The organism is Streptomyces sp. NPDC042336 (assembly GCF_055581985.1).
This window is the reverse complement of sequence record NZ_JBVJEA010000001.1, coordinates 805,469-827,600: the sequence shown is the minus strand read 5'-3', so window position 1 is coordinate 827,600 and position 22,132 is coordinate 805,469. Positions and strand designations below refer to the sequence as shown.

Genomic DNA, 22,132 nt, shown 5'->3' with positions numbered 1-22,132 from the left:
CGGGTTCCCGCGCCCCGCAGTCCCCGGAGCCGACAAATCACGTGGTGTCGGCCCGGCGGGCGCCGGTCACAGGGCGTCGAGCGCCTTCACGTACTCGGTCAGGTCACGGGCGTCGGGCAGACCGTTGACCACGGTCCAGCGCACGACGCCCTCCTGGTCGATCACGAAGGTGCCGCGGACGGCGCAACCCTTGTCCTCGTCGAAGACGCCGTAGGCGCGCGAGACGTTGCCGTGCGGCCAGAAGTCGGACAGCAGCGGGTACTCCAGGCCCTCCTGCTCGGCGAAGACGCGCAGGGTGTGGATGGAGTCGTTGGAGACGGCGAGCACCTGGGTGTCGCGGTCGGAGAACTGCGGCAGGTTGTCGCGCACCTCGCACAGCTCGCCGGTGCACACACCGGTGAAGGCGAAGGGGTAGAAGAGCAGCACGACGTTCTTCCGGCCGCGGAACTCGGACAGCCGGACGGTCGCGCCGTGGTTGTCCTTCAGCTCGAAGTCGGGGGCCTTGTCGCCTACCTGGATCGCCATGTCCCGTTCGTCCCTTCCGCAGGAAGTTGTCCATGAGTGGTTCGCTGGAAACACCCTACGCAGGGAAGGTCACGGACCCGCGGACGGGCCGACAGCGGCCGGCCCGTCCGGGGCCCGGGTGGTGTCACGGAGCCCGGCGGGCTACCGCTTGGACTTCGCGGCCTTGGGCGTCGCCAGTCGGCTGCCGCTCCAGTCCTTGCCGACGCTGACGCTCTTGGACGCCGTCAGTCCGGCGGTCGTCGAGGCTTCCGAGATGTCACTGGCCTCGACGTATCCGTCACGGCCGGTCTTCGGCGTGAGAAGGAGGATCGACCCGCCCTCTTCGATGTACGTGGTGGCATCCACCAGCGCATCCGTCAGGTCGCCGTCGTCGTCACGGAACCACAGCACGACGGCATCGGCCACGTCCTCGTAGTCCTCGTCCACCAGCTCGCCCTCGACGGCGCCCTCAATGGCCTCGCGGAGCTCCTGGTCGACGTCGTCGTCGTAGCCGATCTCCTGGACCACCTGCCCGGGCTGGAAACCCAGCCTGGCGGCAGGGTTCGTCCGCTCCTCCGCGTGGTCCGCGGTCGCGCTCACGGGTTGCCTCCTGATCATGTTTCGGTAGATGTCTTCAGCCACGCGCGTGCGCGAAGCTTGGCCGTAGTCCACACGGGCGGGACGGATCGCGCAAGTACCCGGCGTCTGGGACCGCCGAAACGGTGACGATCCCGGCCGTGTCGCCGCAACTCCAGCCATGCCGTCCAGCCCGAAGGTGACGTACACCACACCTATCTGCCCCGTTTGCGTATTTGGGAACCATGTGTGGGTACGAGACTCGAATGAACGTGCCCCCGATCCTCATGGGAAGACCGGTTACCCCACGGTACAGATGACGATTGCCCCCGCGAGGTAGACGATGGGGAACCGGCGGGGGAATCGGCGCAGACAAACGGGAAGAAACCCGGAAAAACGGCCCTCTGACAGCGAAGGAACAGCGTGGCTTCCGCATCCGATCGCAGTGATCGCAGTCCGATCATCATTGGCGGCCTCCCGAGTCAGGTTCCTGACTTCGATCCCGAGGAGACCCAGGAGTGGCTCGACTCGCTGGACGCCGCCGTCGACGAGCGCGGCCGGGAGCGGGCCCGGTACCTGATGCTGCGGCTGATCGAGCGGGCCCGCGAGAAGCGCGTGGCCGTGCCCGAGATGCGCAGCACGGACTACGTCAACACCATCCCGACCAAGAGCGAGCCGTTCTTCCCCGGCAACGAGGAGATCGAGCGCAAGATCCTCAACGCCACCCGCTGGAACGCGGCGGTGATGGTCTCGCGCGCGCAGCGGCCCGGTATCGGCGTCGGCGGCCACATCGCGACCTTCGCCTCCTCCGCCTCGCTGTACGACGTGGGCTTCAACCACTTCTTCCGGGGCAAGGACGAGGGCGACGGCGGCGACCAGGTCTTCTTCCAGGGACACGCCTCACCGGGCATCTACGCGCGCGCGTACCTGCTGGACCGGCTCAGCGAGGAGCACCTCGACGGCTTCCGCCAGGAGAAGTCCAAGGCACCGCACGCGCTGTCCTCGTACCCCCATCCGCGGTCGATGCCGGACTTCTGGGAGTTCCCGACGGTCTCCATGGGCCTCGGCCCGATCGGCGCGATCTTCCAGGCCCGGATGAACCGCTACATGCACGCGCGCGGGATCGCGGACACCTCCAAGTCGCACGTGTGGGCCTTCCTGGGCGACGGCGAGATGGACGAGCCGGAGTCGCTGGGCCAGTTGTCCATCGCGGCCCGGGAGGGCCTGGACAACCTGACCTTCGTGGTCAACTGCAACCTCCAGCGCCTGGACGGCCCGGTGCGCGGCAACGGCAAGATCATCCAGGAGCTGGAGTCGATCTTCCGGGGCGCCGGCTGGAACGTGATCAAGCTGGTCTGGGACCGCACCTGGGACCCGCTGCTGGCCCAGGACCGCGACGGCGTCCTGGTCAACCGCATGAACACGACCCCGGACGGCCAGTTCCAGACCTACGCCACCGAGTCCGGCGCCTACATCCGCGAGCACTTCTTCGGCGACGACCACCGGCTGCGCGCGATGGTCGAGAACATGACCGACGACCAGATCCTGCACCTGGGCCGCGGCGGGCACGACCACCGCAAGATCTACGCGGCGTACAAGGCGGCGCTGGAGCACAAGGGCCAGCCGACGGTCGTCCTGGCCAAGACGATCAAGGGCTGGACGCTGGGCCCCAACTTCGAGGGCCGCAACGCCACGCACCAGATGAAGAAGCTGACGGTCGACGACCTCAAGCGCTTCCGCGACCGGCTGCACCTGCCCATCTCCGACAAGGAGCTGGAGTCCGGCCCGCCGCCGTACTACCACCCGGGCCGGGACACCGAGGAGATGCAGTACATGCACGACCGGCGCCTGGGCTGCGGCGGGTACGTGCCGACCCGGGTCGTCCGGTCGAAGCCGCTCCCACTGCCGGACGACAAGACGTACGCGACCGTGAAGAAGGGGTCCGGCCAGCAGTCCATCGCGACGACGATGGCCTTTGTGCGGCTGCTGAAGGACCTCATGCGGGACAAGGAGATCGGCAAGCGGTTCGTACTGATCGCGCCGGACGAGTACCGCACGTTCGGCATGGACTCGTTCTTCCCGAGCGCGAAGATCTACAACCCGCTCGGGCAGCAGTACGAGTCCGTGGACCGCGATCTGCTGCTCGCCTACAAGGAGGCGCCGAACGGGCAGATGCTGCACGACGGCATCTCCGAAGCGGGCTGCACGGCCTCGCTGATCGCGGCGGGATCGGCGTACGCCACGCACGGCGAGCCGCTCATCCCCGTGTACGTCTTCTACTCGATGTTCGGTTTCCAGCGCACCGGCGACCAGTTCTGGCAGATGGGCGACCAGTTGGCGCGCGGTTTCGTACTGGGAGCGACCGCGGGCCGTACGACACTGACCGGCGAGGGGCTCCAGCACGCGGACGGCCACTCGCAGTTGCTCGCCTCGACCAACCCGGCGTGCGTGGCGTACGACCCCGCCTTCGGGTTCGAGATCGCGCACATCGTCAAGGACGGGCTGCGCCGGATGTACGGCGGGGACGAGCAGCACCCGCACGGCGAGGACGTCTTCTACTACCTCACCGTCTACAACGAGCCCATCCGGCACCCGGCCGAGCCCGAGAACGTGGACGTCGAGGGCATCCTCAAGGGCGTGTACCGCTTCAGCGAGGGAACCGGCGGCTCCATCCCGGCGCAGATCATGGCCTCGGGCGTCGCGGTGCCGTGGGCGGTCGAGGCGCAGCGGATCCTCGCCGACGAGTGGAACGTGCGCGCCGACGTCTGGTCGGCGACGTCCTGGAACGAGCTGCGGCGCGAGGCCGTGGCCTGCGAGGAGCACAACCTGCTGCACCCCGAGGAGGAGCAGCAGGTGCCCTACGTGACCCGCAAGCTGGCGGGCGCGCAGGGGCCGTTCGTGGCGGTGTCCGACTGGATGCGGTCGGTGCCGGACCAGATCGCGCGGTGGGTGCCCGGGACGTACCAGTCGCTGGGCGCGGACGGCTGGGGCTTCGCGGACACCCGCGGGGCGGCCCGGCGCTTCTTCCACATCGACGCGGAGTCGATCGTGGTGGGCGTGCTGAGCGAGCTGGCGCGGGAGGGGAAGGTCGACCGGTCGGTGCTGAAGCAGGCGATCGACCGGTACCGGCTGCTCGACGTGACGGCGGCGGACCCGGGGGCGGCCGGCGGGGACGCGTGAGGTGACGCGCACGCGGTGACGAAGGGGGCCACGACAGCGCAGGAGCGGCCGACGGGGGAGAACAACCGGTCCTGGCTGCCGTGGCGTTCGGGGGCCCTGCCCGCATCCCGGCGAGCAGGGCGGTTCCGCTAGCTCCGGCTCTTCGCTCGGTAGAGGTACATGGTCAGCGGAGCGAAGATCGCGGTGATGATCGCGCAGGCCAGCAGGACCCAGCCGATGTCCGACCCGTCGGCGTTCCCGTGGATCAGCCCGCGGGCGGCCGTGGCGGCGTTGCTGACCGGGTTGACGTTCACGATCGCCTCCATCCAGCCGGGCATCGTGTCCGGCTTCACGAAGATGTTGCTCGTGAAGACCAGCGGGAACATCACCAGCATGCTGGTGCCGGACACCGTCTCCGGTGCCTTGGCGACCACGCCGAGGGCGGCGAAGATCCAGCTGACGCTCACCGCGAAGACCAGGAGCAGCAGCATCGCGGTCAGCACCCCACCCACTCCGCCGTCGGGCCGGAAGCCCAGCGCGAGTCCGACCGCCATCGTCGTGGTCAGCGCCAGCACGTAGCGGACGAGGTCGCCGAGGAGACTTCCCACGATCGTGGCCGGCTGCCAGAACGGCAGGGTGCGGAAGCGGTCGTAGATGCCCCGGGTGATGTCCATGTTGAGGGCCGTCCCGGTGTAGACCGTGGGCATCACCACGGTCTGCACGAGGACGCCGGGCAGGAAGTACTGGAGGTACTCCTTGGTCGAGCCGGCGAAGGCGCCGCCGAAGAGGTAGGTGAAGGTCAGCAGGAAGATGATCGGCATCAGGGTGACGTCGAACAGCACGGCCACGCCGTAGTGCTTCATCTTCCGCATCGTCCGCCAGGCCGAGACCCGCACGGCCGTCAGCGGGTTGGGGCGGGAGGGGCGGATCTGACTGGTGAGGGCCTTGCGCAGGGCGTCGTTCGGCGCACTCTGGGTGGGCGTCGTCTCGGAGGTGACGGTCATGCCGCGTCCTCTTCCTGGTCTGCGGTGGTGTCGTCGGCGGGGCGGCCGGTCAGGGCCAGGAAGACCTCGTCGAGGCTGGGGCGGCCGAAGGCGAAGTCGGAGACGGCGATCCCGGCACGGGCGAGTTCGCCCAGTGCCCGCGCGATCCGCTCGCTGTCGTCGGTCCGTACGGAGAGCGCGAAGGGGTCGGCCTCCTGGAAGACGGGCGCGGCCAGGACGCGGGTGAGCAGCTGGGACGCCTCGGGGCGGGTCTCGGCCTTGACGAGCCGCACGTGCACCGCTCCGGTGCCGACCGACGACTTCAGCTCGCCCGTGGTGCCTTCCGCGATGACCTTGCCGTGGTCGATGACGGCGATCCGGTCGGCCAGCTGGTCGGCCTCGTCCAGGTACTGGGTGGTGAGCAGGATGGTGGTGCCCAGGGCGACCATGGCCCGGACGCTGTCCCACACCTGGTTGCGGCTGCGCGGGTCGAGCCCCGTGGTGGGCTCGTCCAGGAAGAGCAGGTCGGGGGTGATGACGAGGCTCGCGGCGATGTCGAGGCGGCGTCGCATGCCTCCGGAGAAGGTCTTGGACTGCCGGCCGGCCGCCTTGCTCAGGTCGAAGGCCGCGAGAAGTTCCTCGGCCCGTTGGGCGGCCTGGGTACGGGAGAAGCCCAGGAGCCGGGCGAGCAGCTCCAGGTTCTCGGCGGCGGTGAGGTCCTCGTCGACCGAGGCGAACTGACCGGTGAGGCTGACGCGGCTGCGCACCGCCTCGGCCTCCTTGACCACGTCGTGGCCGAGTACCCGGGCCGTTCCGCCGTCGGGGGTGAGCAGGGTGGACAGCATCCGGATCGTCGTCGTCTTGCCCGCGCCGTTGGGGCCCAGCACGCCGTAGACGACTCCCTGGGGGATGACCAGGTCGACGCCGTCCACGGCGCGGGTTTCACCGAAGACCTTGGCGAGACCCACCGTCTCGACGGCCGGGGTGGATTGTGAACTCAATCTATGACTCCTTGGTCCTGATGCGTCACGGGAGCCGTGCGCCGTGAGAGCGGTACGCGGGAGGGGCCCGAGGGTGCGGGGCCTGGAGAGAACGGCATCCGGTCACTATTCAAACTTGACCACCCCACCAAGCTAGAGCACGGACGGCCCACTATGCAAGTTTGAATAGCAGGGTCCGATCAGTGGGCCGCGGCCAGATCCGGCCGGCGGAGCGCGGGGCCGTCAGGACAGGGGCGGGGCGACCGGAGCGCGCCAGGACCCCGGCGTTCCGAAGCCCTCCGCGCCCTCGTCCGCCATCTCGTACTCCCCCGCCCGGACCCGTTCCAGCAGGTCCCGGGTCCAGTCCACGCCGAGTTCCGCGTACCGCGTGCGCATCGCCCGCAGCTCGCCGAGGTGCGGGGGCAGGCCGGCCGCCTGTGACGCGGCCGAGTTCTTCCGCAGCGCCGCGCGCTGGGCCTCCAGTGCCTCGAGGCGGGCGGAGAGTACCTCCACCGCGCGGCCGCGGGAGAGGGCGGGCATCAGGGCGAGGCCGGCGCTGAGCATGTCGGCACGGTGCTCGGGGCGTTCCAGGGCGTCCACGAGCAGGCGGAAGAACTCCTCGTTCCCGGCGGGGGTCACGCTGTAGTCCACCCGCCCCGGCCAGTCCCCGATCTCGCTGGCCGTCAGCAGCCCGGCCTTCGCCAGCTGCCGCAGCGCGTGGTAGATGGATCCGGGCTTGACGTTGGCCCAGTCGTCGATCCCCCAGGACAGCAGCTCGGCCCGCACCCGGTAGCCGTGCGTCCTGCCGAAGCCGCGTACCACTCCGAGGACCAGCAACTGCGTCGCCGACATCGTCACCCCGTTCGTCTCGTGCGGCGGTGCGCCTCCCGCCACCCGCCCGGGGCGTCAGCATAGTGAGCCGCAGCCCGCCCGGCGGAGAGCGACCGGACGCGGAAAGGCCGGCCCGGGGTGCCGGACGGTCCCGGACCCCGGGCCTTCGCCGACGGAGCGACGCGGCCGGCGCGGAGCGCGGCGGCGGCTCAGGCGCCGGCGCCCTCCATGTCGACCTTGGGCACGTCCGGCAGCTTGCCCAGCTGCACCAGCAGCGGACGCATGTTGATGACGTCCCAGTGCTCGACGACCTTGCCGTCGGCGAAGCGCAGCTCCTCCACCAGGTGCCAGCTGACGGGCTTCCCGGTGGGCGGCACTCCCATGAACTCGGCCTGGTGGGTGGCGGTCACGGTGATCCGCAGGATCACCCGGTCCTCCTCGGCCATGATGCTCTTGACCTCGAGCTGGAGGTCGGGGAACGCCTGGAGCCCGCCCTCCATGAGCTTGATCATGTCGGCCGAACCGACCTCGTTGTCCTCGGAGTAGTGCACGATGTCCGGCGACCAGTGCTTGATGATGCCGTTCAGGTCCCACCGGTTCCAGGCGGCGACCATTTCCAGACACAGCGCCTTGCGCTCGGCCATTGACATGGCGAACCCCTCGCAGTCTCGCGGACGATGTCCCGCCAGACTGCCCCCGTCCCGCATGAGAACGGCTGCAGGATCGCTCGACTCCGCCTGGAGCGGCGCCGGATCCAGCGGGGCTCACCGGGTCCTCTAGCCCGGCGGGACAGGCTGGGCGCGTTCCGCGATCGCCTCCGGCAGTCGGCCGGGGAGCACCGCTTCGTTCTCCGAGGAGGGGCCTTGAACATCCTGCTGACCGGCGCCACGGGCAAGGTGGGCCGTCATGTCACGGAGGGCCTGGTGGCCTCGGGCCATCACGTGCGGGCGCTGACCCGGGCCCCGGAGAACGCCGCGCTGCCGGCCGGCGTAGAGGTCGTCCGCGGCGACCTGGAGCATCCGCAGACCGTGCAGGCGGCGCTGGAGGGCATCGACCGGCTGTACCTCTTCCCGGTGCCCGGGACCGCCCACGAGGTGGCCGCGCTGGCCCGGAAGGCGGGGGTCGGGCGGATCGTCGTCCTGTCGTCCAGCTCGGTGCTGGAGGACGAGAGCAACCCCAGCCACCGGCACCACCGGGCGGTCGAGCGGGCCGTCGAGGACAGCGGCGCGGACTGGACCTTCGTACGCCCCGACGAGTTCGCCGGCAACGCCCTGTGGAAGTGGGGGGACTCCATCCGTACGGAGGGCGTGGTGCGCGCTCCCTACGGCCAGGCCGCCCGCGCGGTCGTCCACGAGGCCGACATCGCGGCCGTGATAGTGGCCGCGCTGCTGGAGGAGGGGCACGCGGGCCAGAGTTACCTGGTGACCGGACCGCAGGCGCTGACGCAGGTGGAGCAGGTGCGCGCGGTGGCGCGGGCGACCGGCCGGGAGATCCGCTTCGAGGAACTCGACCGCGAGGCCGGGCGGGCGGCGATGAGCGCCGCCATGCCGCCCGAGGTCGTCGAGATGCTGCTCGACTACCTCGCCGAGTCGGCCGTCACGCCGGGCCCGGTGAGTGACGCGGTAGGCAGGGTCACGGGCCGTCCGGCACGGACCTTCGCGAGCTGGGCCGCGGAGCACGCCGGCGATTTCAGCAGCACCGTCTGAGGGAGGCACGCCCATGTACGGACCAGGGATGGCAGAGATCTACCAGTTGCTCCACGAGGCCCGCGGCAAGGACTACCGGGCGGAGGCCGCCGTCGTCGCGGGGCTGGTGCGGGCGCGCAACACGCAGGCGGCCTCGCTGCTGGACGTCGCCTGCGGCACCGGCGCGCACCTGCGTCACTTCGCCGACCTCTTCGACAAGGTCGAGGGACTGGAGCTGTCCGAGGCCATGCTGGCGATGGCCCGCACCGCGGTGCCGGCCGCCGTCCTGCACGGCGGGGACATGCGCGACCTCGCCCTGAACCGCTCCTACGACGTGATCACCTGCATGTTCGGCTCGATCGCCTATCTGAAGGACGTCGCGGAACTGACGTCGACGCTGCGCTCGTTCGCGGACCACCTGGCACCGGGCGGTGTCGTGGCGGTCGATCCCTGGTGGTTCCTGGAGACATCGCTCGACCACCATGTGAGCGGGGACACGGTGACGGTGGGCCGGCGCACGATGACCCGCGTCTCCTGCACGGAGCGCGAGGGCAGCACCTCGCACATGGTCGTGCACTACGTGGTCGCCGAACCGGGCGTCGGGGTGCAGCACTTCGCGGAGCGGCACGCGCTGACCCTCTTCACGCGGGCCGAGTACGAGGAGGCCTTCGCACGGGCCGGCCTGCGGGTCACCTACGTCGGGGAGATCCAGTCGGGCCGGGGCCTGTTCCTCGCGGACCGGCTCCCGGCCGGGCGCGGCTGAACGGACGGGGGGGGGGGGCAGGGGGGGGGGGGGGGCGTTCGCCGGCGGGCCGGGGGGGGGGGGGGCCCGCACCACGCGGCCACCGCCCCCCGGTCTGCTGCCGTCAGCCGGGCAGTCGCACGGAAAGAGCGTGCCGGAAGACGTCGGTGGGGTCCCAGCGGGCCTTGACCCGTTGCAGGCGGGGGTAGTTCCCCTTGTAGTAGAGGGTGTGCCAGGGCACGCCGGAGGTGTTCCACTCCGGGTCGGCCAGATCGACGTCGGGGTAGTTGATGAAGGTGCCCTCGGTACGGTCGTCGGGCACGGGAACGCCTCCGGTGCCGGCGAAGACGTCACGGTAGATCTCGCGGATCCAGGCGACGTTGGCGTCGTCCTGGGCGGGGTCCATCCATGTCGCGGACATCCACACCTTGATGATGGAGTCGCGCTGGGCGGTGGCGGTGGCCGTCTCCGCCACGGAGTTGACCTTGGCGCCGTAGGAGTAGAGCGAGACCTCGCCCCACACCTGGGAGTCGGCGCTCAGGTAGCGGTAGAGGGTGGCCGTCTGGTCCGCCGTCCACGGCTTGCGCAGGTACGCGCCCTTCGACTTGGTCCGGTCGAAGCCCCCCGTGTCGAACTTGTTGGCCAGCGTGCCCTTCAGCCACGGTTCCGTGCTCCGCTGGACGGCGGGCTCCACGCCCGTGCCCTCGTTGACGGCCGCGACGAAGTCGTTCAGCAGGTCCTCGGCCCCGTCGAGTCCGCCGTCGATCTGGGTGTCCAGGAGGATGTTCCCGGCCGCCCGGCTGTTGAGGTAGAAGACGCTGTGCAGACTGGCGTAGGGCGTGTCCGCCTCGCTGTTGCGCTGGTGCCAGGCACCGTGGTTGTCGATGATCCGGGTGAACGCCTCCTCGGTGAGGGCGGACCAGTCCCAGGTCACGATGTGCCGCACGGTGGATTCGGGGGCCTTGGGCAGCAGCGCGGACGGGTCCTTGCCGCCGGCCCCGGGGGTGCGGAACCAGTACCGGGTGACGATGCCGAAATTGCCCCCGCCGCCACCGGTGTGGGCCCACCACAGTTCGCGGTTGGGGTCCCCTTCGTCCCGGGTGGCCACGACCTTGCGGGCCCGTCCCGAGGCGTCCACCACGACGACCTCGACCGCGTACAGGTGGTCGGCGACCACTCCGTCGCGCCGGGAGAGCGGGCCGTAGCCTCCGCCGAGGACATGGCCGCCGACGCCCACCTGGGGGCAGACGCCCGCCGGAATGGTCACGCCCCAGTCGAGGTACAGGGTGCGGTAGGCCTCTCCCAGGGTGGCCCCCGGCTCCACCGCGAACGCGCGCCTGGCCGGGTCGTAGCAGACCTCGCGCATCTCGGACATGTCGATGACGGCCTGGACGGCCGGGTCGTCGACGAAGCCCTCGAAGCAGTGCCCGCCGCTGCGTACCGCGATCCGCCGCCCCGCCTTCAGGGCCCGGTCGACGGCGTCGACGACCTGGTCCGCGGTGTGCACGACGTAGACCGTGTCGGGCTCGCCGCGGAACCGCCCGTTGAAGCCCCGGGAGACCAGGTCCCGGTAGCGCCGGTCCGTCCGGCCCACCTGGACGAGTCCGGTCGCGGGGCCGCACGCGCCGCCTCTCCCCGCCTGAGGTACGGCCGCCCCGGCGGTCGGGGCGTCCGGGACGACCGTGGCCACCGCCGTGACCGAGCCGACCGCCGCCGCGCTGCCGAGGAATCTGCGGCGCGTGTACTCGTTCAAGAAAGACACCTTCCCTTTCCCTGCCGTGAATTCTGGTCGTTCCTCAGGCCGTGACGGGCTCGAGGATCACCACGGGAATTTCCCTGGTGGTCTTCTTCTGGTAACTCTTGTACTGCGGGAAGATCCCCGTCATCAGCGCCCACAGTTCCGGCTTCTCCTCGGGGGTCGCCGTGCGGGCGCGCACGTCGAGATGCTCCTCCCCGATCTGGACATGGGCCTCGGGACAGGCGACCAGATTGAGATACCAAAGGGGGTGCTCGGGCTTTCCCGCGTTCGATCCGACGACGATGACACGGTCACCGTGCCGGCCGTAGATCACCGCGGTGCGACGCGCCTTTCCCGAGGTGCGGCCGCGGGTGGTGAGGAGCAGGGTGTCGAGCCCGTACCACTTCTGCCCCTCCTTGCCGCCGCTGCGGTCGTAGCGGCGTATGTGCGCCGCGACCCAGCCCTCCGGACTGTCGACCGGCGCCTGCTCGCGCCAGTCCTGCCCGTCCTGCTGCCCGCCCCGCGGCTCCGGCTCCCGCTGTCCAGCCTCGTCCGGCATGAGACCTCCCGGTCTAATCAAATTTGTCTAGCAGCTCAGCCTAGTCACATGGCGGCCGGGGGTGCAATCAAACTTGATTGCCGAGGCGTCAGTAGAGGCGCCCGCCGCCGAAGGCCGTGGCGGGCACCGCGGCCGGAGCCCGGACCGCGGTGAAGCGCGGCTCGAAGTCGGTGTCCGCCTTGAGCACCGCCTGGTGCAGCCGCTGCACCTGGGGGCCGGGCTCCAGGCCGAGCCCGGCGACCAGCGCACCGCGCAGCCGGTGGAAGACCTGCAACGCCTGCGCCCTGCGCCCGCTGAGATGAAGGGCCCACATGTACTGGCCGTGCAGCCCCTCGTGCAGCGGGTTCTCCACCGTGAGGGCGGCCAGCTCGGCGAGCACCTCCCGGTACATGCCGAGCCGCAGCTCCACGTCGACGAGGTACTCGAAGGCGGCCAGCCGGGACTCCTCGAGCTGCCTGCGCCTGCTCTCCAGCACCCGGCCGGCCGGTACGTCGACCAGGGCGGGACCCCGCCAGAGCAGAAGTGCCTCGTTGAGGTCCCGCATCCCGGCGGCGTCGTCGCCGCGGGCCAGGGCCTCGCGCCCGGAGGTCACCAGGCGCCGGTAGCGGTGCAGGTCGAGCGCGCCCGCCTCGGCCACCAGCGAGTACCCGCCGGCCCTGGTCACCAGGACGTCGCGGGCCACCTCGCCGGTGGGCGCACCGGTGATCGCGGAGAACATCTTGCGCAGGTTCAGAATGTACGTCTGCAACGTGGTCAGACCGCTGACCGGCGGGTCGTCGTCCCACAGGTCCCGCACCAGCGAGGACACGGGCACCACCTGCCCCGCGTGGACGAGCAGCATCGCCAGCACGTTCCGCAGCTTCGGGGCGCTCGGGGCGCTCGTCTCCCCGTTCACCCGCACATACAGCGAGCCCAGTAGACCGAACTCCATCGCGCCTCCCCCAGGTTTCTGCGGCACCGAGGAACCCCCGGTCACGGACGGCGGTGCTCCGCCACCGGCCACGGCTCACCGAGCTGCCGGTAGGTGCCCTGGTAGTCGGGCCAGTCGCGGTGGTGGTGGATCTTGCCGTCGACGAAGTGGAGGAGATGGATCTGCTCGCCGGAGAACAGGCGCCCGGTGGGCTGCATGCCGACCATCTCGCCGACGTGCCGCCCGTAGAGCACCAGCCGGGCACGGACCCAGTCGCCGTTCTCCTCGATGGCCACCTCCTCCAGGCGCGCGTCCTCGGAGAACGTCCTCTTGACCCACGCGACATTGACCGCGAAAAGCTCGGGGCCCAGCAGCGAGGTGAATTCAAGGGTGCCCGGATTCATGTATTCCGGATGGATGTACTCGGCCACGTCGTCCGTTTTCCCGGTATTGTACGCCTCCACCATGCGCCGGACGGCCGCTATCTGATCGCTCACCTTTTCTCCCTTTCGAATTGATGCGGTGGTGCCTGCCGTTCGCAAGTCTTAGGAAAGAACCCCGCAGGGTGCAAGACCCGACCGGCCTCCCGCATATTTCTTTGCTTTTTGTCCAGCCACATTCCAGCGGGGCTCCAAGAGCCCTCGATCCGAGCCCGAGACATGACGTGGAAGGTGGTGGGTCCACCGACAGAGCGGGAGAGCCAGTGGACACCTCCACGTACAAATCCGAAGTGACGGCTGCCTTCAACAGCGCCGCGGCGTCCTACGACCGGCTCGGCGTCGAGTTCTTCACTCCGATGGGCCGGCGCCTGGTGGAACACGCGGCTCCCCGGCCGGGCGAGCGGGTCCTCGACGTCGGCTGCGGGCGCGGGGCCTGTGTCTTCCCGGCCGCCGAACGCGTGGGGCCGGAGGGTCTCGTGGTGGGCATCGACGTCGCCGAGGCGATGATCGAGGAGGCCGCCAAGGAGGCGGCGCTGCGGCGCGCGACCACGGTGGAGCTGCGCGTGATGGACGGGGAGCACCCGGACTTCGCGCCGGGCTCCTTCGACGTGGTCCTGGGCAGCTACAGCGTGATCTTCCTGCCCGACGCCCCCGCGGCCCTCGCCCGTTACGCCCCGCTGCTGTCGCCCGGCGGCCGGATCGCCTTCACCAGCCCGGTCTTCAGCGACGAGACCTTCCCCTTCCTGCCTCCGGTCTTCACCGAGCTGATCCCCCGTGAGCTGCTGCTCGACCTGCCCCCGGCGTGGCAGCCCGAACGCCTCCAGCAGCGCTTCAACAGCTGGCTCGCCGACCCGGCCGATCTCGCCCGCACCCTGGAGGGGGCCGGCTTCCGGGACGTGTCGGTCGTCGACGAACCCGTCCGTCTGGTCGCCGAGTCGGGCCTGGCGTGGGTCGACTGGTCCCACACCCAGGGGATGCGACTGCTCTGGACCCACCTCGCGGACGACAAGCGGCAGCAGTTGCGCGAACGGCTGATCACCTCGCTCGACGCGATGCGCGACGGCGACGGTCCGCTGGTGATCGACACACCCGTGCGCTATGTCACCGCCTCGGTCGGCGCCTGACGGCGCCGCCCCGCCGCACGGCGCTGGTACGGCTCGTCCCCGCCCGTCGAAGGGCGGGGACGAGCCGTAGCCGCGCCGTGCGGGTCAGACGGCGGAGTGCTCCGGGGTACCGGAGTGCCCGGACCCACGGACCACCGGGTGTCCGGCCGCCTCCAGGCGGCGCAGCCCGGCGTCCAGGGCGGCACGGTCCGCCTCCGGCGCCCCCGGCCGGGCCGGCAGCAGCGACACCACGGCACTGGTACCCCGCCGGACGGCCGGGTGACGACGGGCCACCGCGGACAGCCCCTGGCCCGGCCCCACCTCCACCAGCAGGTGGTCCCCGCCCGCCAGCAGCGCCTCGAGCGCGGGCCAGAAGAGCACCGGGGCCACGGGCTGCCGCGCCCAGAAGCCGGGATCGTCGATGTCGGACCTGCCGAGCGGGGCCGCGGTGTAGGCGGAGAGAACAGGCACGGACGGAGTGTGCCGTTCCACCGCGGCGAAGCGTTCGGCCGCGCCGCGGCAGGCCGGTTCGAGTACGGGGCTGTGAAAGGGGCTGAGCGACGGCACCCGGCGGCAGACGAACCCCGCCTCCCGCAGCGCGCGTCCGGCCTCGTCCAGCGGCTCGTCGGGTCCCGCGAGCACGGTCTGGCGCGGGGCGTTGACCGCGCCGACGACGACCTGCCCGCTCAGGTACGGCGCCACCTCCGCCGTGGACGCGGCCACCGCCAGCATGCCGCCCGGCGGGGCTCCGGCCAGCCGGCGCACCCGGTCCAGGACCAGGCCGGCCGCGTCCCGGGGCCGGAACACCCCGGCCAGGGTGGCCGCGGCCATCTCCCCGATGCTGTGTCCCAGCAGCGCCGCCGGACGCAGTCCGCGGTCCAGTGCCGTCCGGCCCAGTGCGTGACCGACGGCGAAGAGCAGCGGCTGGGACCGGGTGACGTGGTCCATGTCCGTGCCGGGACGCTCGGCCAGCCAGTCCCGGCGCAGCGCGGCGCCCTCCGCCCCCGCCGCGTCGAAGAACTCGTCCATCGCCGCGCTGAAGGCCGGCTCGTGCCCGTAGAGCCCCGCGGCCATCCGCACGTGCTGGGACCCCTGGCCGGGCAGCAGCAGCGCGACGGGCAGCGGCGGCCCCGCGGGCCGGGTCCCGGCGGGGGTCATACGGCGGCTCCGACGGCCCCGGGGCTCACCCAGCCGGGTCTGTCGAGGATCTCGACGACCGCGCAGGAGTAGGTGAATCCGGCGCCCACGCTCATCCAGACGACCAGGTCTCCGGAGTTCAGGCCGGTGGAGGAGACCAGGTGGTCGAAGCCGGCGATCTGGTCGCCGGCGCCGAGGTGCCCGACGGTGCGGCTCCACTCCCAGGTGGTGCGTTCCTCCGCGATGCCGAAGCGGGTCAGGTACCCGGCCCGCAGTCGTTTGCGGCCCAGATGGGGAAGGACGAAGCGGTCGACGTCGGCGAGCGTGACCCCGGCCGCGGCCAGGGCCCTTTTGACGGCGGCGTCCTGCGCGGCTCCGCTCGCCGCGATCACCTGGGTCACCCGGCGGGTGGCCAGGAAGTCCTTCTTGCAGGCGTCCAGGTCGACCACCGGCCGGTGGCTGAACGGGGCGCTGCCGAAGGGGTCGTCGCCGCGGTGCATCGCCTCCAGCTCCGGAGCGGAGACGGTGGCGATGGAACGGACGCGGGCGAATCCCTCGCGCGAGGAGAGCACGAGGGCGGTGCCCCCGTCGCCGTAGAAGGTGCCCGAGTCGCTGCGCCAGCGGTCGAAGCCCGGGGGACGGAAGGCGTCGCCGGTCGTCACCAGGACGCGCCGGTCCTCCTCGCCGGCCGCCGGGCCGCCCCGCAGGTGGTCCACCGCGAGGCCGAGCGCGGCCATGCCGCCGTTGGAGACCTGGCCGACCTCGATCGCGGGGCACTGGTTGCCGACGGCGGCCCGCTGCACGTAGGAGGCGGGCGCCCAGAGGTCGTGTCCCTGGTAGAAGAAGCTCGCGTGCAGAATGAGCGACACGTCGTCGAGCCTCGCGCGTTCGAGGGCGCTGCGGGCGGCCCGGGCCGCCATCTCGGGCGCCGGCTCGTCCTCGGCGACGGCCACGGACACCATGCCGGTGGTCGTGACCAGCGCCTCGTCGCACTGCCCGGCCGCGACGGCGTCCGCGGCCGGGGTGCGGGGCGGCAGCCAGGCCGCGCACCCCGCGATCAGGATGTCCGGCGCCGGGACCGCCTCGGTCATCCGGCGGCCTCCACCGCGGGAGTGCGGGCGGCGAGTGCGGCGTTGACGGCGTCGACGAACGCGGCGGGCGTCAGCGCCTCGCCCAGCGTCTCCTCGGGCAGCTCGACGCCGTGGGCGCGCTCGACCCTGCTGAGCGCCTCCATCAGGGCCAGCGAGTCGTAGCCCAGCTCGGCGAACTCCTGCCCGGCGGCGGTGTCGGCAAGGTCGACGGACTCCTCCTCGCCCGCGCACTCCCGCATGATCGTGAACAGGTCCTCAAGGGTGAAAGCGGACATGACGTCTCCAATGGCTGTGAGGTTCCTACGGTGACGGCGAGGTTCGTGGGGCCCGGAGCGACGGACGGGGGGACGGGCCGCCCGGCCGGCCGCCGCGGTCGCGGTCTACGCCCGCGGTGGACGCCGTACGACCATCGCGCTGTTGAAGCCTCCGCGGCCCCGGGCCAGGACGAGGGCGGCGTCCCCGTCGACGGGCCGGGGGCGGCCGGTCACGAGGTCGAGGTCGTAGCCGGCGGCGGGCGTGTCGACGTGGACGGTCGGCGGGACGACACCGTCGCGCAGGGCGAGCAGGGCGGTGACGAGGTCGAGCGGCGCGGCGCCCGAGTAGAGGCGCCCTGTCATGGTCTTGGGGACCGAGACCGGCACGCCGCCCGGCCCGAAGACCGCGCTCAGGGCCTGCGCCTCGACACGGTCGGCCTCCGGCTCGCCGGCGCCGTCCGCGAGGACGAAGGCGATGTCCCCGGGGCGCAGCCCCGCGTCGGCGAGCGCGTCCCGGACCGCCCGTTCCAGGTTGGAGGGCCGGCCCGAGCCGGGCCTGGGGTCGAAGGTGGCGGCGTATCCGGCGATCTCGCCGTAGACGCGTGCCCCGCGTTCCCGGGCCCGCCGCCCTTCCTCCAGGGTCAGGATCGCGCCGCCCTCGCCCGGCACGTGACCGTCGGCGGCGGCGTCGAACGGCCGGTAGGCGCGGGCCGGGTCGTCGCTCTCGCTGAGCACCCCGGCGGAGATCTGCGCCGCGAGGCCGTACGGGCACAGCGAGGCGTCCATGCCGCCGGTCAGCATGACCGGGGTGCCGCCGCGGATGCGGCGCCGGGCCTGGGCGACGGCGTCGAGGCCGCCCGCCTGGTCGGTGACGAGGACTCCTGTCGGGCCGCGCAGGTCGTGCCGGATGGAGATCTGGCCGGAGTTGACCGCGTAGAACCACGCGAAGGACATGTACGCGCTGACGTGCTTGGGGTCCTTGCCCCACAGGTGGCCCAGCTCGCGCTGGCCGAACTCGAATCCGCCGGAGGCACTGGCGGTGACCACCCCGCGCTCGTCCGCGGTCAGGCTGCCGGCGTCCAGTCCGGAGTCCGCGAGTGCCCAGTCGGAACCCGTCAGGGCGAACTGCGTGGTGCGGTCGGTCTGCGGGACGAGCCTGCTGGGGACGTGGTCGCGCACGGAGAAGCCGGTGACCTCGCCGGCCAGCCGGGAGGGGTAGGAGGAGGGGTCGAAGCGGGTGATGCGGCCGATGCCGCTCTCGCCGCGCAGCGTCGCCTGCCAGTACTCCCCCGTCCCGACGCCGTTGGGCGCGAGCACCCCGACTCCGGTGACGACGGCCGACGGGGTGGGGGCCGGGGCGGTCATGGCCGCCTCCCTTCCGAGGCGGTGAGGACCATCGCGCTCTGGAAGCCGCCGAAGCCGCTGCCCACCGTGAGTACGGTGTCGGTGCGCTGGTCACGCGCGGTCAACGGCACGTAGTCGAGGTCGAGTTGCGGATCGGGTTCGTGGAGTCCGGCCGTGGGCGGCACCACACCGTGCCGGATCACCAGGGCGGAGGCGGCGGCTTCGATGGAGCCGACGGCGCCGAGCGAGTGCCCGATGACCGCCTTGATGGAGCTGACCGGGACCCGGTGGGCGTGCTCGCCCAGGCTGTGCTTGATCGCGGCCGTCTCGTGGATGTCGTTCTGCCGGGTGGCCGTGCCGTGCGCGTTGACGTAGCCGACGGCCTCCGGTCCGGTCTCGGCGTCGTCGAGCGCGCCCGTGATCGCGGCGGCCATCTCCAGGCCGTCGGGGCGCAGGCCGGTCATGTGGTGGGCGTTGGCGCGGGCGGCGAAGCCGGCGATCTCGGCGTAGACCTGCGCCCCTCGCCGCAGGGCCGACTCCCGCTCCTCCAGGACGAGGACGGCCGCGCCCTCGCCGAGGACGAACCCGCTGCGGGTCCGGTCGAAGGGCCGGGAGGCGTGGTCCGGCGTGTCGTTGAGCGGCGAGGTCGCCTTGATGGCGTCGAAGCAGGCCACCGTGATCGGCGCGATGGGGGCGTCGCTGCCACCGGCGATCATGACGTCGGCGCTGCCCTCCCGGATGAGTCCGACCGCGTGCCCCAGGGAATCGAGGCCGGAGGTGCAGCCCGCGGAGACGAGCGCCACCGGCCCCTCGGCGCCGGCCTCCCAGGCCACTTCCGCCGCCATGGAGCTGGGCACGAAGTAGTCGTACAGGTACGGGGTGCCCGCCGCGTGGTCGACGAGCCACTGCCGCCCGCCGTCGCTGCGCGCGACGTACTCCTCCTCCAGCTTCTGGGTGCAGCCCACCGCGGAGCCGAGGCTGACACCGGTACGGTGCGCGTTGCGTTCGTCGATCTCGACACCGCTGTCCGCGACCGCCTCGCGGGCGGCGACCAGCGCGAACTGGGTGGCGCGGTCCAGGCGGGCGGTGTCGCGCGCCGACAGTCCCCAGCGGAGCCCGTCGAAGTCGCACTCGGCGGCCATCCGCGAGCGGAAGGGTGCCGGGTCGAAGGCCGTGATGGTCCGGGTCGCGGACACGCCGGAGACGATGCGCTCCCAGAACGCCTTCGTACCGATGCCGCCCGGGGCGATCACGCCGAGCCCGGTGACGACCACCCGGCGGCGGCCCGTCATATCCCCGCCTCGGCCCGGGCCGTCGCCCCGCCGTCGCGCCGCAGACGGTCCAGGTACAGTTCCGGACGGCTCTCGCTCAGTGCGCGCAGGGCGCCGGCGTGGGGCGTGAAGTCGGGGTGCGAGACGGCCGCCCGGAAGGAGGCGACGTCCTTCCACTCGGCCACGTTGACGTACTGACCGGGCCGCTCCGCGTGCCGGCACAGGGTGTGCCGGACGAAGCCCGGCTGCCTCGCCATGAACTCGGACGTCCGCGCGAACTCCTCCTCGAACACCTCGGTGTCGGCATGCACCGTGAAGGTGTTCACGAAGGTCACGGCGCCGTCCTCCCTGGCGTCTGACTCGTGCTCCGTCATCAATGGCCTCCCTCGTGGCCCGGTGTCGCCCGGCATCTCGATTGACCCTTTCGGGTGCCTCGGCACCGCTTGACATCGCGCGGCCGTTCGTGTCGTTCCACGCTGCGCGCCGGGTCTCGCATGCGGGTGGAAGGCCGCTGGAGCGCGAGCCGGGCCGGGGGTCGAGCGCATTTCGAGCGGCCGCTGAAACCCTCGCAGTCGTCCGACACCCCACCGCAGGAATAGCCGAGGAGCCGCCATGTCGCCCGCAGCAGAGCGCGTCGCCGTCGTCACTGGTGCCACCAGCGGAATCGGCCTGGCCGTGGCGCGCGGCCTGGCCGGGGAGGGCGCGCGGGTCTTCATCTGCGCCCGTGACGGCGACCGGGTCGCCCACACCGTCAAGGAGCTGCGCGAGGCCGGTTCGGACGTCGACGGGGTCTCCTGCGACGTGCGCGACACCCAGCAGGTGGGCGCCTTCGTGAAGGCGGCCAGGGAGCGGTTCGGTCCGGTGGACGTACTGGTCAACAACGCGGGCCGCAGCGGCGGAGGCCAGAGCGCGCACATCACGGACGAGCTGTGGCTCGATGTGATCGACACCAACCTCAACAGCGTCTTCCGGGTGACCCGTGAGGTGCTGACGACCGGCGGAATGCTGGAGCGCGGCGCCGGACGCATCGTCAACATCGCCTCGACGGGCGGCAAGCAGGGCGTGGCCCTGGGGGCGCCGTACTCGGCGTCGAAGCACGGCGTCATCGGCTTCACCAAGGCGCTCGGCCTGGAGCTGGCGAAGACGGGCATCACCGTCAACGCCGTCTGCCCGGGGTACGTCGAGACGCCGATGGCCGAGCGCGTGCGCCAGGGATACGCCGGCGCCTGGGACATCAGCGAGGAGGAGGTGCTGGAGAGGTTCGAGGCGAAGATCCCCCTCGGACGCTATTCCACGCCGGACGAGGTCGCCGGACTCGTCGGCTACCTCCTGTCCCCCACCGCCGCGTCGATCACGGCCCAGGCCATGAACGTCTGCGGCGGGCTCGGCAACTACTGACAGCGGGCCCGGCCGTGCGCGGCCGCGGCCGGACAGAGGGGATCAGGATGACGCACGAGCTGCACACCACCGAGCACACGATCACGGTGGCCGCCGCGCCGGAGACCGTCTTCGCCCTGGTGGAACGGGCCGAGGACTGGCCGCACGTCTTTCCGCCGACCTTGCACGTGGAGTACCTGGAGCGGTCGGGCGGTGAGGAGCGGCTGCGGATCTGGGCCACCGCCAACGGCGAGGTGAAGTCCTGGACCTCACGCCGGGTGCTGGACCGCGAGGGGCTGCGGATCCGGTTCCGCCAGGAGGTCTCCCAGGCCCCGGTGGCCGCGATGGGCGGGGAGTGGATCGTTCAGGCGCTGCCGGACGGCGGCTCCCGGGTCCGGCTGCTGCACGACTTCCGTGCCGTCGACGGCCTGGAGCGCAACGTCGCCTGGATCCTGGAGGCGATCGAGCGCAACAGCGGCGCCGAGCTGGCCGCGCTGGAGTCCGCGGCCCTGCGCGTGGGCGGCGACACCGAGCCCTACACCTTCGAGGACACCGTGCACGTCGACGCACCGGCCGAGGAGGTACGGAACTTCCTGCACGACGCGGGACGGTGGCAGGAGCGGCTCCCGCACGTGGCCCGGGTGCTGCTGAAGGAGGACACACCGGACGTCCAGCACCTGGAGATGGACACGCGCACCCCCGACGGCTCGACGCACACCACGGCCTCCGTGCGGATCTGCCTGCCCGACGGTCGCATCACGTACAAGCAGTCGCAGACGCCGGCCCTGATGTCCGTGCACACCGGCGAGTGGACGGTGCGCGAGACCCCGTCCGGCAGCGTGGCCGTCTCCCGGCACACGGTGGTGGTCAACGCGGCGGCCGTCACCAAGGTGCTCGGTCCCTCCGCGACGGTCGCCGACGCCCGCGCCTTCATCCGCGACGCGCTCGGCGGCAACAGCACGATCACCATGCGGCACGCCAAGGAGTTCGCGGAGCGGCTGGGCCGCGCCGAGCCGGTCGCCGCGGCCGAGTACGCCTCCCTCCAGCAATTCTACGCCCGGCAGATGCGGCTCCTCGACGAGGGCGACGGGGACGCCTGGGCCGGCACGTTCACCGACGACGGGGTCTTCGGCCAGAGTTCGTTCACCGAGCCGGTGCGGGGGCGGACGTCGATCGCCGCGGCGGTGCGCGAGCGGCCCGCGGCACCCCCCGGCACGGTGCGCCGGCACTGGCTGGGCCTGCCGGCCGCCTGGCGGTTCCCGGACGGTTCGGTGCGCACCGCCTACGACGCCCTGGTCCTGTCGACGTCGGCGGGTGCCGCGCCCGTGCTCCGGCTGAGCACGTCGTGCCGGGACGTCCTCGTCGCCGACGGCGACAGCTGGCTGGTGCGCCACCGGTACGTCGGCCACGACGGGCAGTGAGGCCCACCGCGCCGGGCCGTGCCCGCA

Annotated in this window: 22 protein-coding genes; 6 read left to right on the top strand and 16 right to left on the bottom strand. The window is 71.6% G+C overall.

The features are described 5' to 3' along the window. Window positions 1-66: 66 nt before the first annotated feature. Together ACZ6IM_RS03815 and ACZ6IM_RS03810 are read right to left on the bottom strand one after the other, a co-directional pair. The gene (locus ACZ6IM_RS03815; RefSeq protein WP_052842816.1) at window positions 67-525 is read right to left on the bottom strand and encodes a peroxiredoxin; all 459 of its coding nucleotides are present in this window, start codon (window positions 523-525) and stop codon (window positions 67-69) included. A gap of 141 nt (window positions 526-666) precedes the next feature. Continuing rightward, on the bottom strand, window positions 667-1,104 hold the full coding sequence (locus ACZ6IM_RS03810; RefSeq protein ID WP_007449195.1) for a DUF3052 domain-containing protein: 438 nt from the start codon (window positions 1,102-1,104) through the stop codon (window positions 667-669). 399 nt (window positions 1,105-1,503) lie between these two features. Between ACZ6IM_RS03810 and aceE the strand changes: the two genes are divergently transcribed. Next, complete coding sequence (gene aceE / locus ACZ6IM_RS03805; RefSeq protein WP_469554090.1) at window positions 1,504-4,260, top strand: pyruvate dehydrogenase (acetyl-transferring), homodimeric type; 2,757 nt, start codon at window positions 1,504-1,506, stop codon at window positions 4,258-4,260. Between the two features lie 128 nt (window positions 4,261-4,388). Here aceE and ACZ6IM_RS03800 read toward each other — a convergent pair whose 3' ends face one another. The 4 genes from ACZ6IM_RS03800 to ACZ6IM_RS03785 form a co-directional block, all read right to left on the bottom strand. Further along, complete coding sequence (locus tag ACZ6IM_RS03800; protein ID WP_052842818.1) at window positions 4,389-5,243, bottom strand: ABC transporter permease; 855 nt, start codon at window positions 5,241-5,243, stop codon at window positions 4,389-4,391. Further along, the gene (locus tag ACZ6IM_RS03795) at window positions 5,240-6,223 is read right to left on the bottom strand and encodes an ATP-binding cassette domain-containing protein (RefSeq protein ID WP_052842819.1); all 984 of its coding nucleotides are present in this window, start codon (window positions 6,221-6,223) and stop codon (window positions 5,240-5,242) included. The genes ACZ6IM_RS03800 and ACZ6IM_RS03795 overlap by 4 nt, the downstream gene beginning before the upstream one ends. 222 nt (window positions 6,224-6,445) lie before the next feature. Next, a complete protein-coding gene (locus ACZ6IM_RS03790) occupies window positions 6,446-7,096 on the bottom strand; it encodes a helix-turn-helix transcriptional regulator (protein WP_469554088.1) in 651 nt (216 codons plus the stop codon). A gap of 146 nt (window positions 7,097-7,242) precedes the next feature. After that, window positions 7,243-7,683, bottom strand: a complete 441-nt coding sequence (locus ACZ6IM_RS03785) for an ester cyclase (protein ID WP_052842821.1) — start codon at window positions 7,681-7,683, stop codon at window positions 7,243-7,245. A gap of 213 nt (window positions 7,684-7,896) precedes the next feature. Between ACZ6IM_RS03785 and ACZ6IM_RS03780 the strand changes: the two genes are divergently transcribed. Further along, window positions 7,897-8,739, top strand: a complete 843-nt coding sequence (locus ACZ6IM_RS03780) for an NAD(P)H-binding protein (protein ID WP_469554086.1) — start codon at window positions 7,897-7,899, stop codon at window positions 8,737-8,739. Window positions 8,740-8,767: 28 nt separating this feature from the next. After that, window positions 8,768-9,481, top strand: a complete 714-nt coding sequence (locus ACZ6IM_RS03775) for a class I SAM-dependent DNA methyltransferase (RefSeq protein WP_469554084.1) — start codon at window positions 8,768-8,770, stop codon at window positions 9,479-9,481. A 103-nt stretch (window positions 9,482-9,584) separates the two neighbouring features. Here the strand turns inward: ACZ6IM_RS03775 and ACZ6IM_RS03770 are convergent, their stop codons facing one another. From ACZ6IM_RS03770 to ACZ6IM_RS03755, 4 genes are all read right to left on the bottom strand, one after another. Further along, window positions 9,585-11,213 carry an FAD-binding oxidoreductase gene (locus tag ACZ6IM_RS03770; RefSeq protein WP_469554083.1) on the bottom strand — a complete coding sequence of 543 codons (1,629 nt, stop codon included), beginning with the start codon at window positions 11,211-11,213 and terminating at the stop codon, window positions 9,585-9,587. Between the two features lie 43 nt (window positions 11,214-11,256). Beyond that, a complete protein-coding gene (locus tag ACZ6IM_RS03765; protein ID WP_469554082.1) occupies window positions 11,257-11,757 on the bottom strand; it encodes a nitroreductase family deazaflavin-dependent oxidoreductase in 501 nt (166 codons plus the stop codon). An 88-nt stretch (window positions 11,758-11,845) separates the two neighbouring features. Further along, on the bottom strand, window positions 11,846-12,688 hold the full coding sequence (locus ACZ6IM_RS03760) for an AfsR/SARP family transcriptional regulator (protein ID WP_469554080.1): 843 nt from the start codon (window positions 12,686-12,688) through the stop codon (window positions 11,846-11,848). Window positions 12,689-12,729: 41 nt separating this feature from the next. Then, a complete protein-coding gene (locus ACZ6IM_RS03755) occupies window positions 12,730-13,164 on the bottom strand; it encodes an ester cyclase (RefSeq protein WP_030181370.1) in 435 nt (144 codons plus the stop codon). A gap of 206 nt (window positions 13,165-13,370) precedes the next feature. Here ACZ6IM_RS03755 and ACZ6IM_RS03750 point away from each other — a divergent pair, with 206 nt between their 5' ends. After that, complete coding sequence (locus tag ACZ6IM_RS03750) at window positions 13,371-14,231, top strand: class I SAM-dependent methyltransferase (protein ID WP_052842824.1); 861 nt, start codon at window positions 13,371-13,373, stop codon at window positions 14,229-14,231. Between the two features lie 84 nt (window positions 14,232-14,315). Here ACZ6IM_RS03750 and ACZ6IM_RS03745 read toward each other — a convergent pair whose 3' ends face one another. The 6 genes from ACZ6IM_RS03745 to ACZ6IM_RS03720 all read right to left on the bottom strand — a co-directional run bounded on the left by ACZ6IM_RS03745 (window position 14,316) and on the right by ACZ6IM_RS03720 (window position 19,681). Then, window positions 14,316-15,368 carry an acyltransferase domain-containing protein gene (locus ACZ6IM_RS03745; protein ID WP_469554078.1) on the bottom strand — a complete coding sequence of 351 codons (1,053 nt, stop codon included), beginning with the start codon at window positions 15,366-15,368 and terminating at the stop codon, window positions 14,316-14,318. Continuing rightward, a complete protein-coding gene (locus ACZ6IM_RS03740; RefSeq protein WP_469554077.1) occupies window positions 15,365-16,438 on the bottom strand; it encodes a ketoacyl-ACP synthase III family protein in 1,074 nt (357 codons plus the stop codon). The genes ACZ6IM_RS03745 and ACZ6IM_RS03740 overlap by 4 nt, the downstream gene beginning before the upstream one ends. Continuing rightward, complete coding sequence (locus tag ACZ6IM_RS03735) at window positions 16,435-16,713, bottom strand: acyl carrier protein (RefSeq protein WP_052842826.1); 279 nt, start codon at window positions 16,711-16,713, stop codon at window positions 16,435-16,437. Before ACZ6IM_RS03735 ends, ACZ6IM_RS03740 begins: the two co-directional genes overlap by 4 nt. 105 nt (window positions 16,714-16,818) lie before the next feature. After that, window positions 16,819-18,057 (bottom strand): ketosynthase chain-length factor, encoded by a 1,239-nt coding sequence (locus ACZ6IM_RS03730; protein WP_052842827.1) that lies wholly within the window; start codon window positions 18,055-18,057, stop codon window positions 16,819-16,821. Next, window positions 18,054-19,328 carry a beta-ketoacyl-[acyl-carrier-protein] synthase family protein gene (locus ACZ6IM_RS03725; RefSeq protein ID WP_052842828.1) on the bottom strand — a complete coding sequence of 425 codons (1,275 nt, stop codon included), beginning with the start codon at window positions 19,326-19,328 and terminating at the stop codon, window positions 18,054-18,056. The genes ACZ6IM_RS03730 and ACZ6IM_RS03725 overlap by 4 nt, the downstream gene beginning before the upstream one ends. After that, complete coding sequence (locus ACZ6IM_RS03720; RefSeq protein WP_052842829.1) at window positions 19,325-19,681, bottom strand: antibiotic biosynthesis monooxygenase family protein; 357 nt, start codon at window positions 19,679-19,681, stop codon at window positions 19,325-19,327. The genes ACZ6IM_RS03725 and ACZ6IM_RS03720 overlap by 4 nt, the downstream gene beginning before the upstream one ends. A gap of 238 nt (window positions 19,682-19,919) precedes the next feature. Here ACZ6IM_RS03720 and fabG point away from each other — a divergent pair, with 238 nt between their 5' ends. Then, on the top strand, window positions 19,920-20,705 hold the full coding sequence (fabG, locus tag ACZ6IM_RS03715) for a 3-oxoacyl-ACP reductase FabG (RefSeq protein WP_469554074.1): 786 nt from the start codon (window positions 19,920-19,922) through the stop codon (window positions 20,703-20,705). A gap of 47 nt (window positions 20,706-20,752) precedes the next feature. Further along, entirely contained in the window at window positions 20,753-22,105 is a 1,353-nt protein-coding gene (locus ACZ6IM_RS03710) for an SRPBCC family protein (protein WP_052842831.1), read from the top strand. The last annotated feature ends 27 nt before the right edge of the window (window positions 22,106-22,132 follow it).

Excerpts from the sequence above, each read along its gene's own strand:
- ACZ6IM_RS03740 (WP_469554077.1), bottom strand. The coding sequence starts at position 16,438 with ATGACCGAGGCGGTCCCGGCGCCGGACATCCTGATCGCGGGGTGCGCG.
- ACZ6IM_RS03775 (WP_469554084.1), top strand. The coding sequence starts at position 8,768 with ATGGCAGAGATCTACCAGTTGCTCCACGAGGCCCGCGGCAAGGACTAC.
- ACZ6IM_RS03760 (WP_469554080.1), bottom strand. The coding sequence starts at position 12,688 with ATGGAGTTCGGTCTACTGGGCTCGCTGTATGTGCGGGTGAACGGGGAG.
- ACZ6IM_RS03735 (WP_052842826.1), bottom strand. The coding sequence starts at position 16,713 with ATGTCCGCTTTCACCCTTGAGGACCTGTTCACGATCATGCGGGAGTGC.
- ACZ6IM_RS03785 (WP_052842821.1), bottom strand. The coding sequence starts at position 7,683 with ATGTCAATGGCCGAGCGCAAGGCGCTGTGTCTGGAAATGGTCGCCGCC.
- ACZ6IM_RS03745 (WP_469554078.1), bottom strand. The coding sequence starts at position 15,368 with ATGACCCCCGCCGGGACCCGGCCCGCGGGGCCGCCGCTGCCCGTCGCG.
- ACZ6IM_RS03730 (WP_052842827.1), bottom strand. The coding sequence starts at position 18,057 with ATGACCGCCCCGGCCCCCACCCCGTCGGCCGTCGTCACCGGAGTCGGG.
- fabG (WP_469554074.1), top strand. The coding sequence starts at position 19,920 with ATGTCGCCCGCAGCAGAGCGCGTCGCCGTCGTCACTGGTGCCACCAGC.
- ACZ6IM_RS03815 (WP_052842816.1), bottom strand. The coding sequence starts at position 525 with ATGGCGATCCAGGTAGGCGACAAGGCCCCCGACTTCGAGCTGAAGGAC.
- ACZ6IM_RS03725 (WP_052842828.1), bottom strand. The coding sequence starts at position 19,328 with ATGACGGGCCGCCGCCGGGTGGTCGTCACCGGGCTCGGCGTGATCGCC.
- ACZ6IM_RS03765 (WP_469554082.1), bottom strand. The coding sequence starts at position 11,757 with ATGCCGGACGAGGCTGGACAGCGGGAGCCGGAGCCGCGGGGCGGGCAG.
- ACZ6IM_RS03720 (WP_052842829.1), bottom strand. The coding sequence starts at position 19,681 with ATGACGGAGCACGAGTCAGACGCCAGGGAGGACGGCGCCGTGACCTTC.
- ACZ6IM_RS03800 (WP_052842818.1), bottom strand. The coding sequence starts at position 5,243 with ATGACCGTCACCTCCGAGACGACGCCCACCCAGAGTGCGCCGAACGAC.
- ACZ6IM_RS03710 (WP_052842831.1), top strand. The coding sequence starts at position 20,753 with ATGACGCACGAGCTGCACACCACCGAGCACACGATCACGGTGGCCGCC.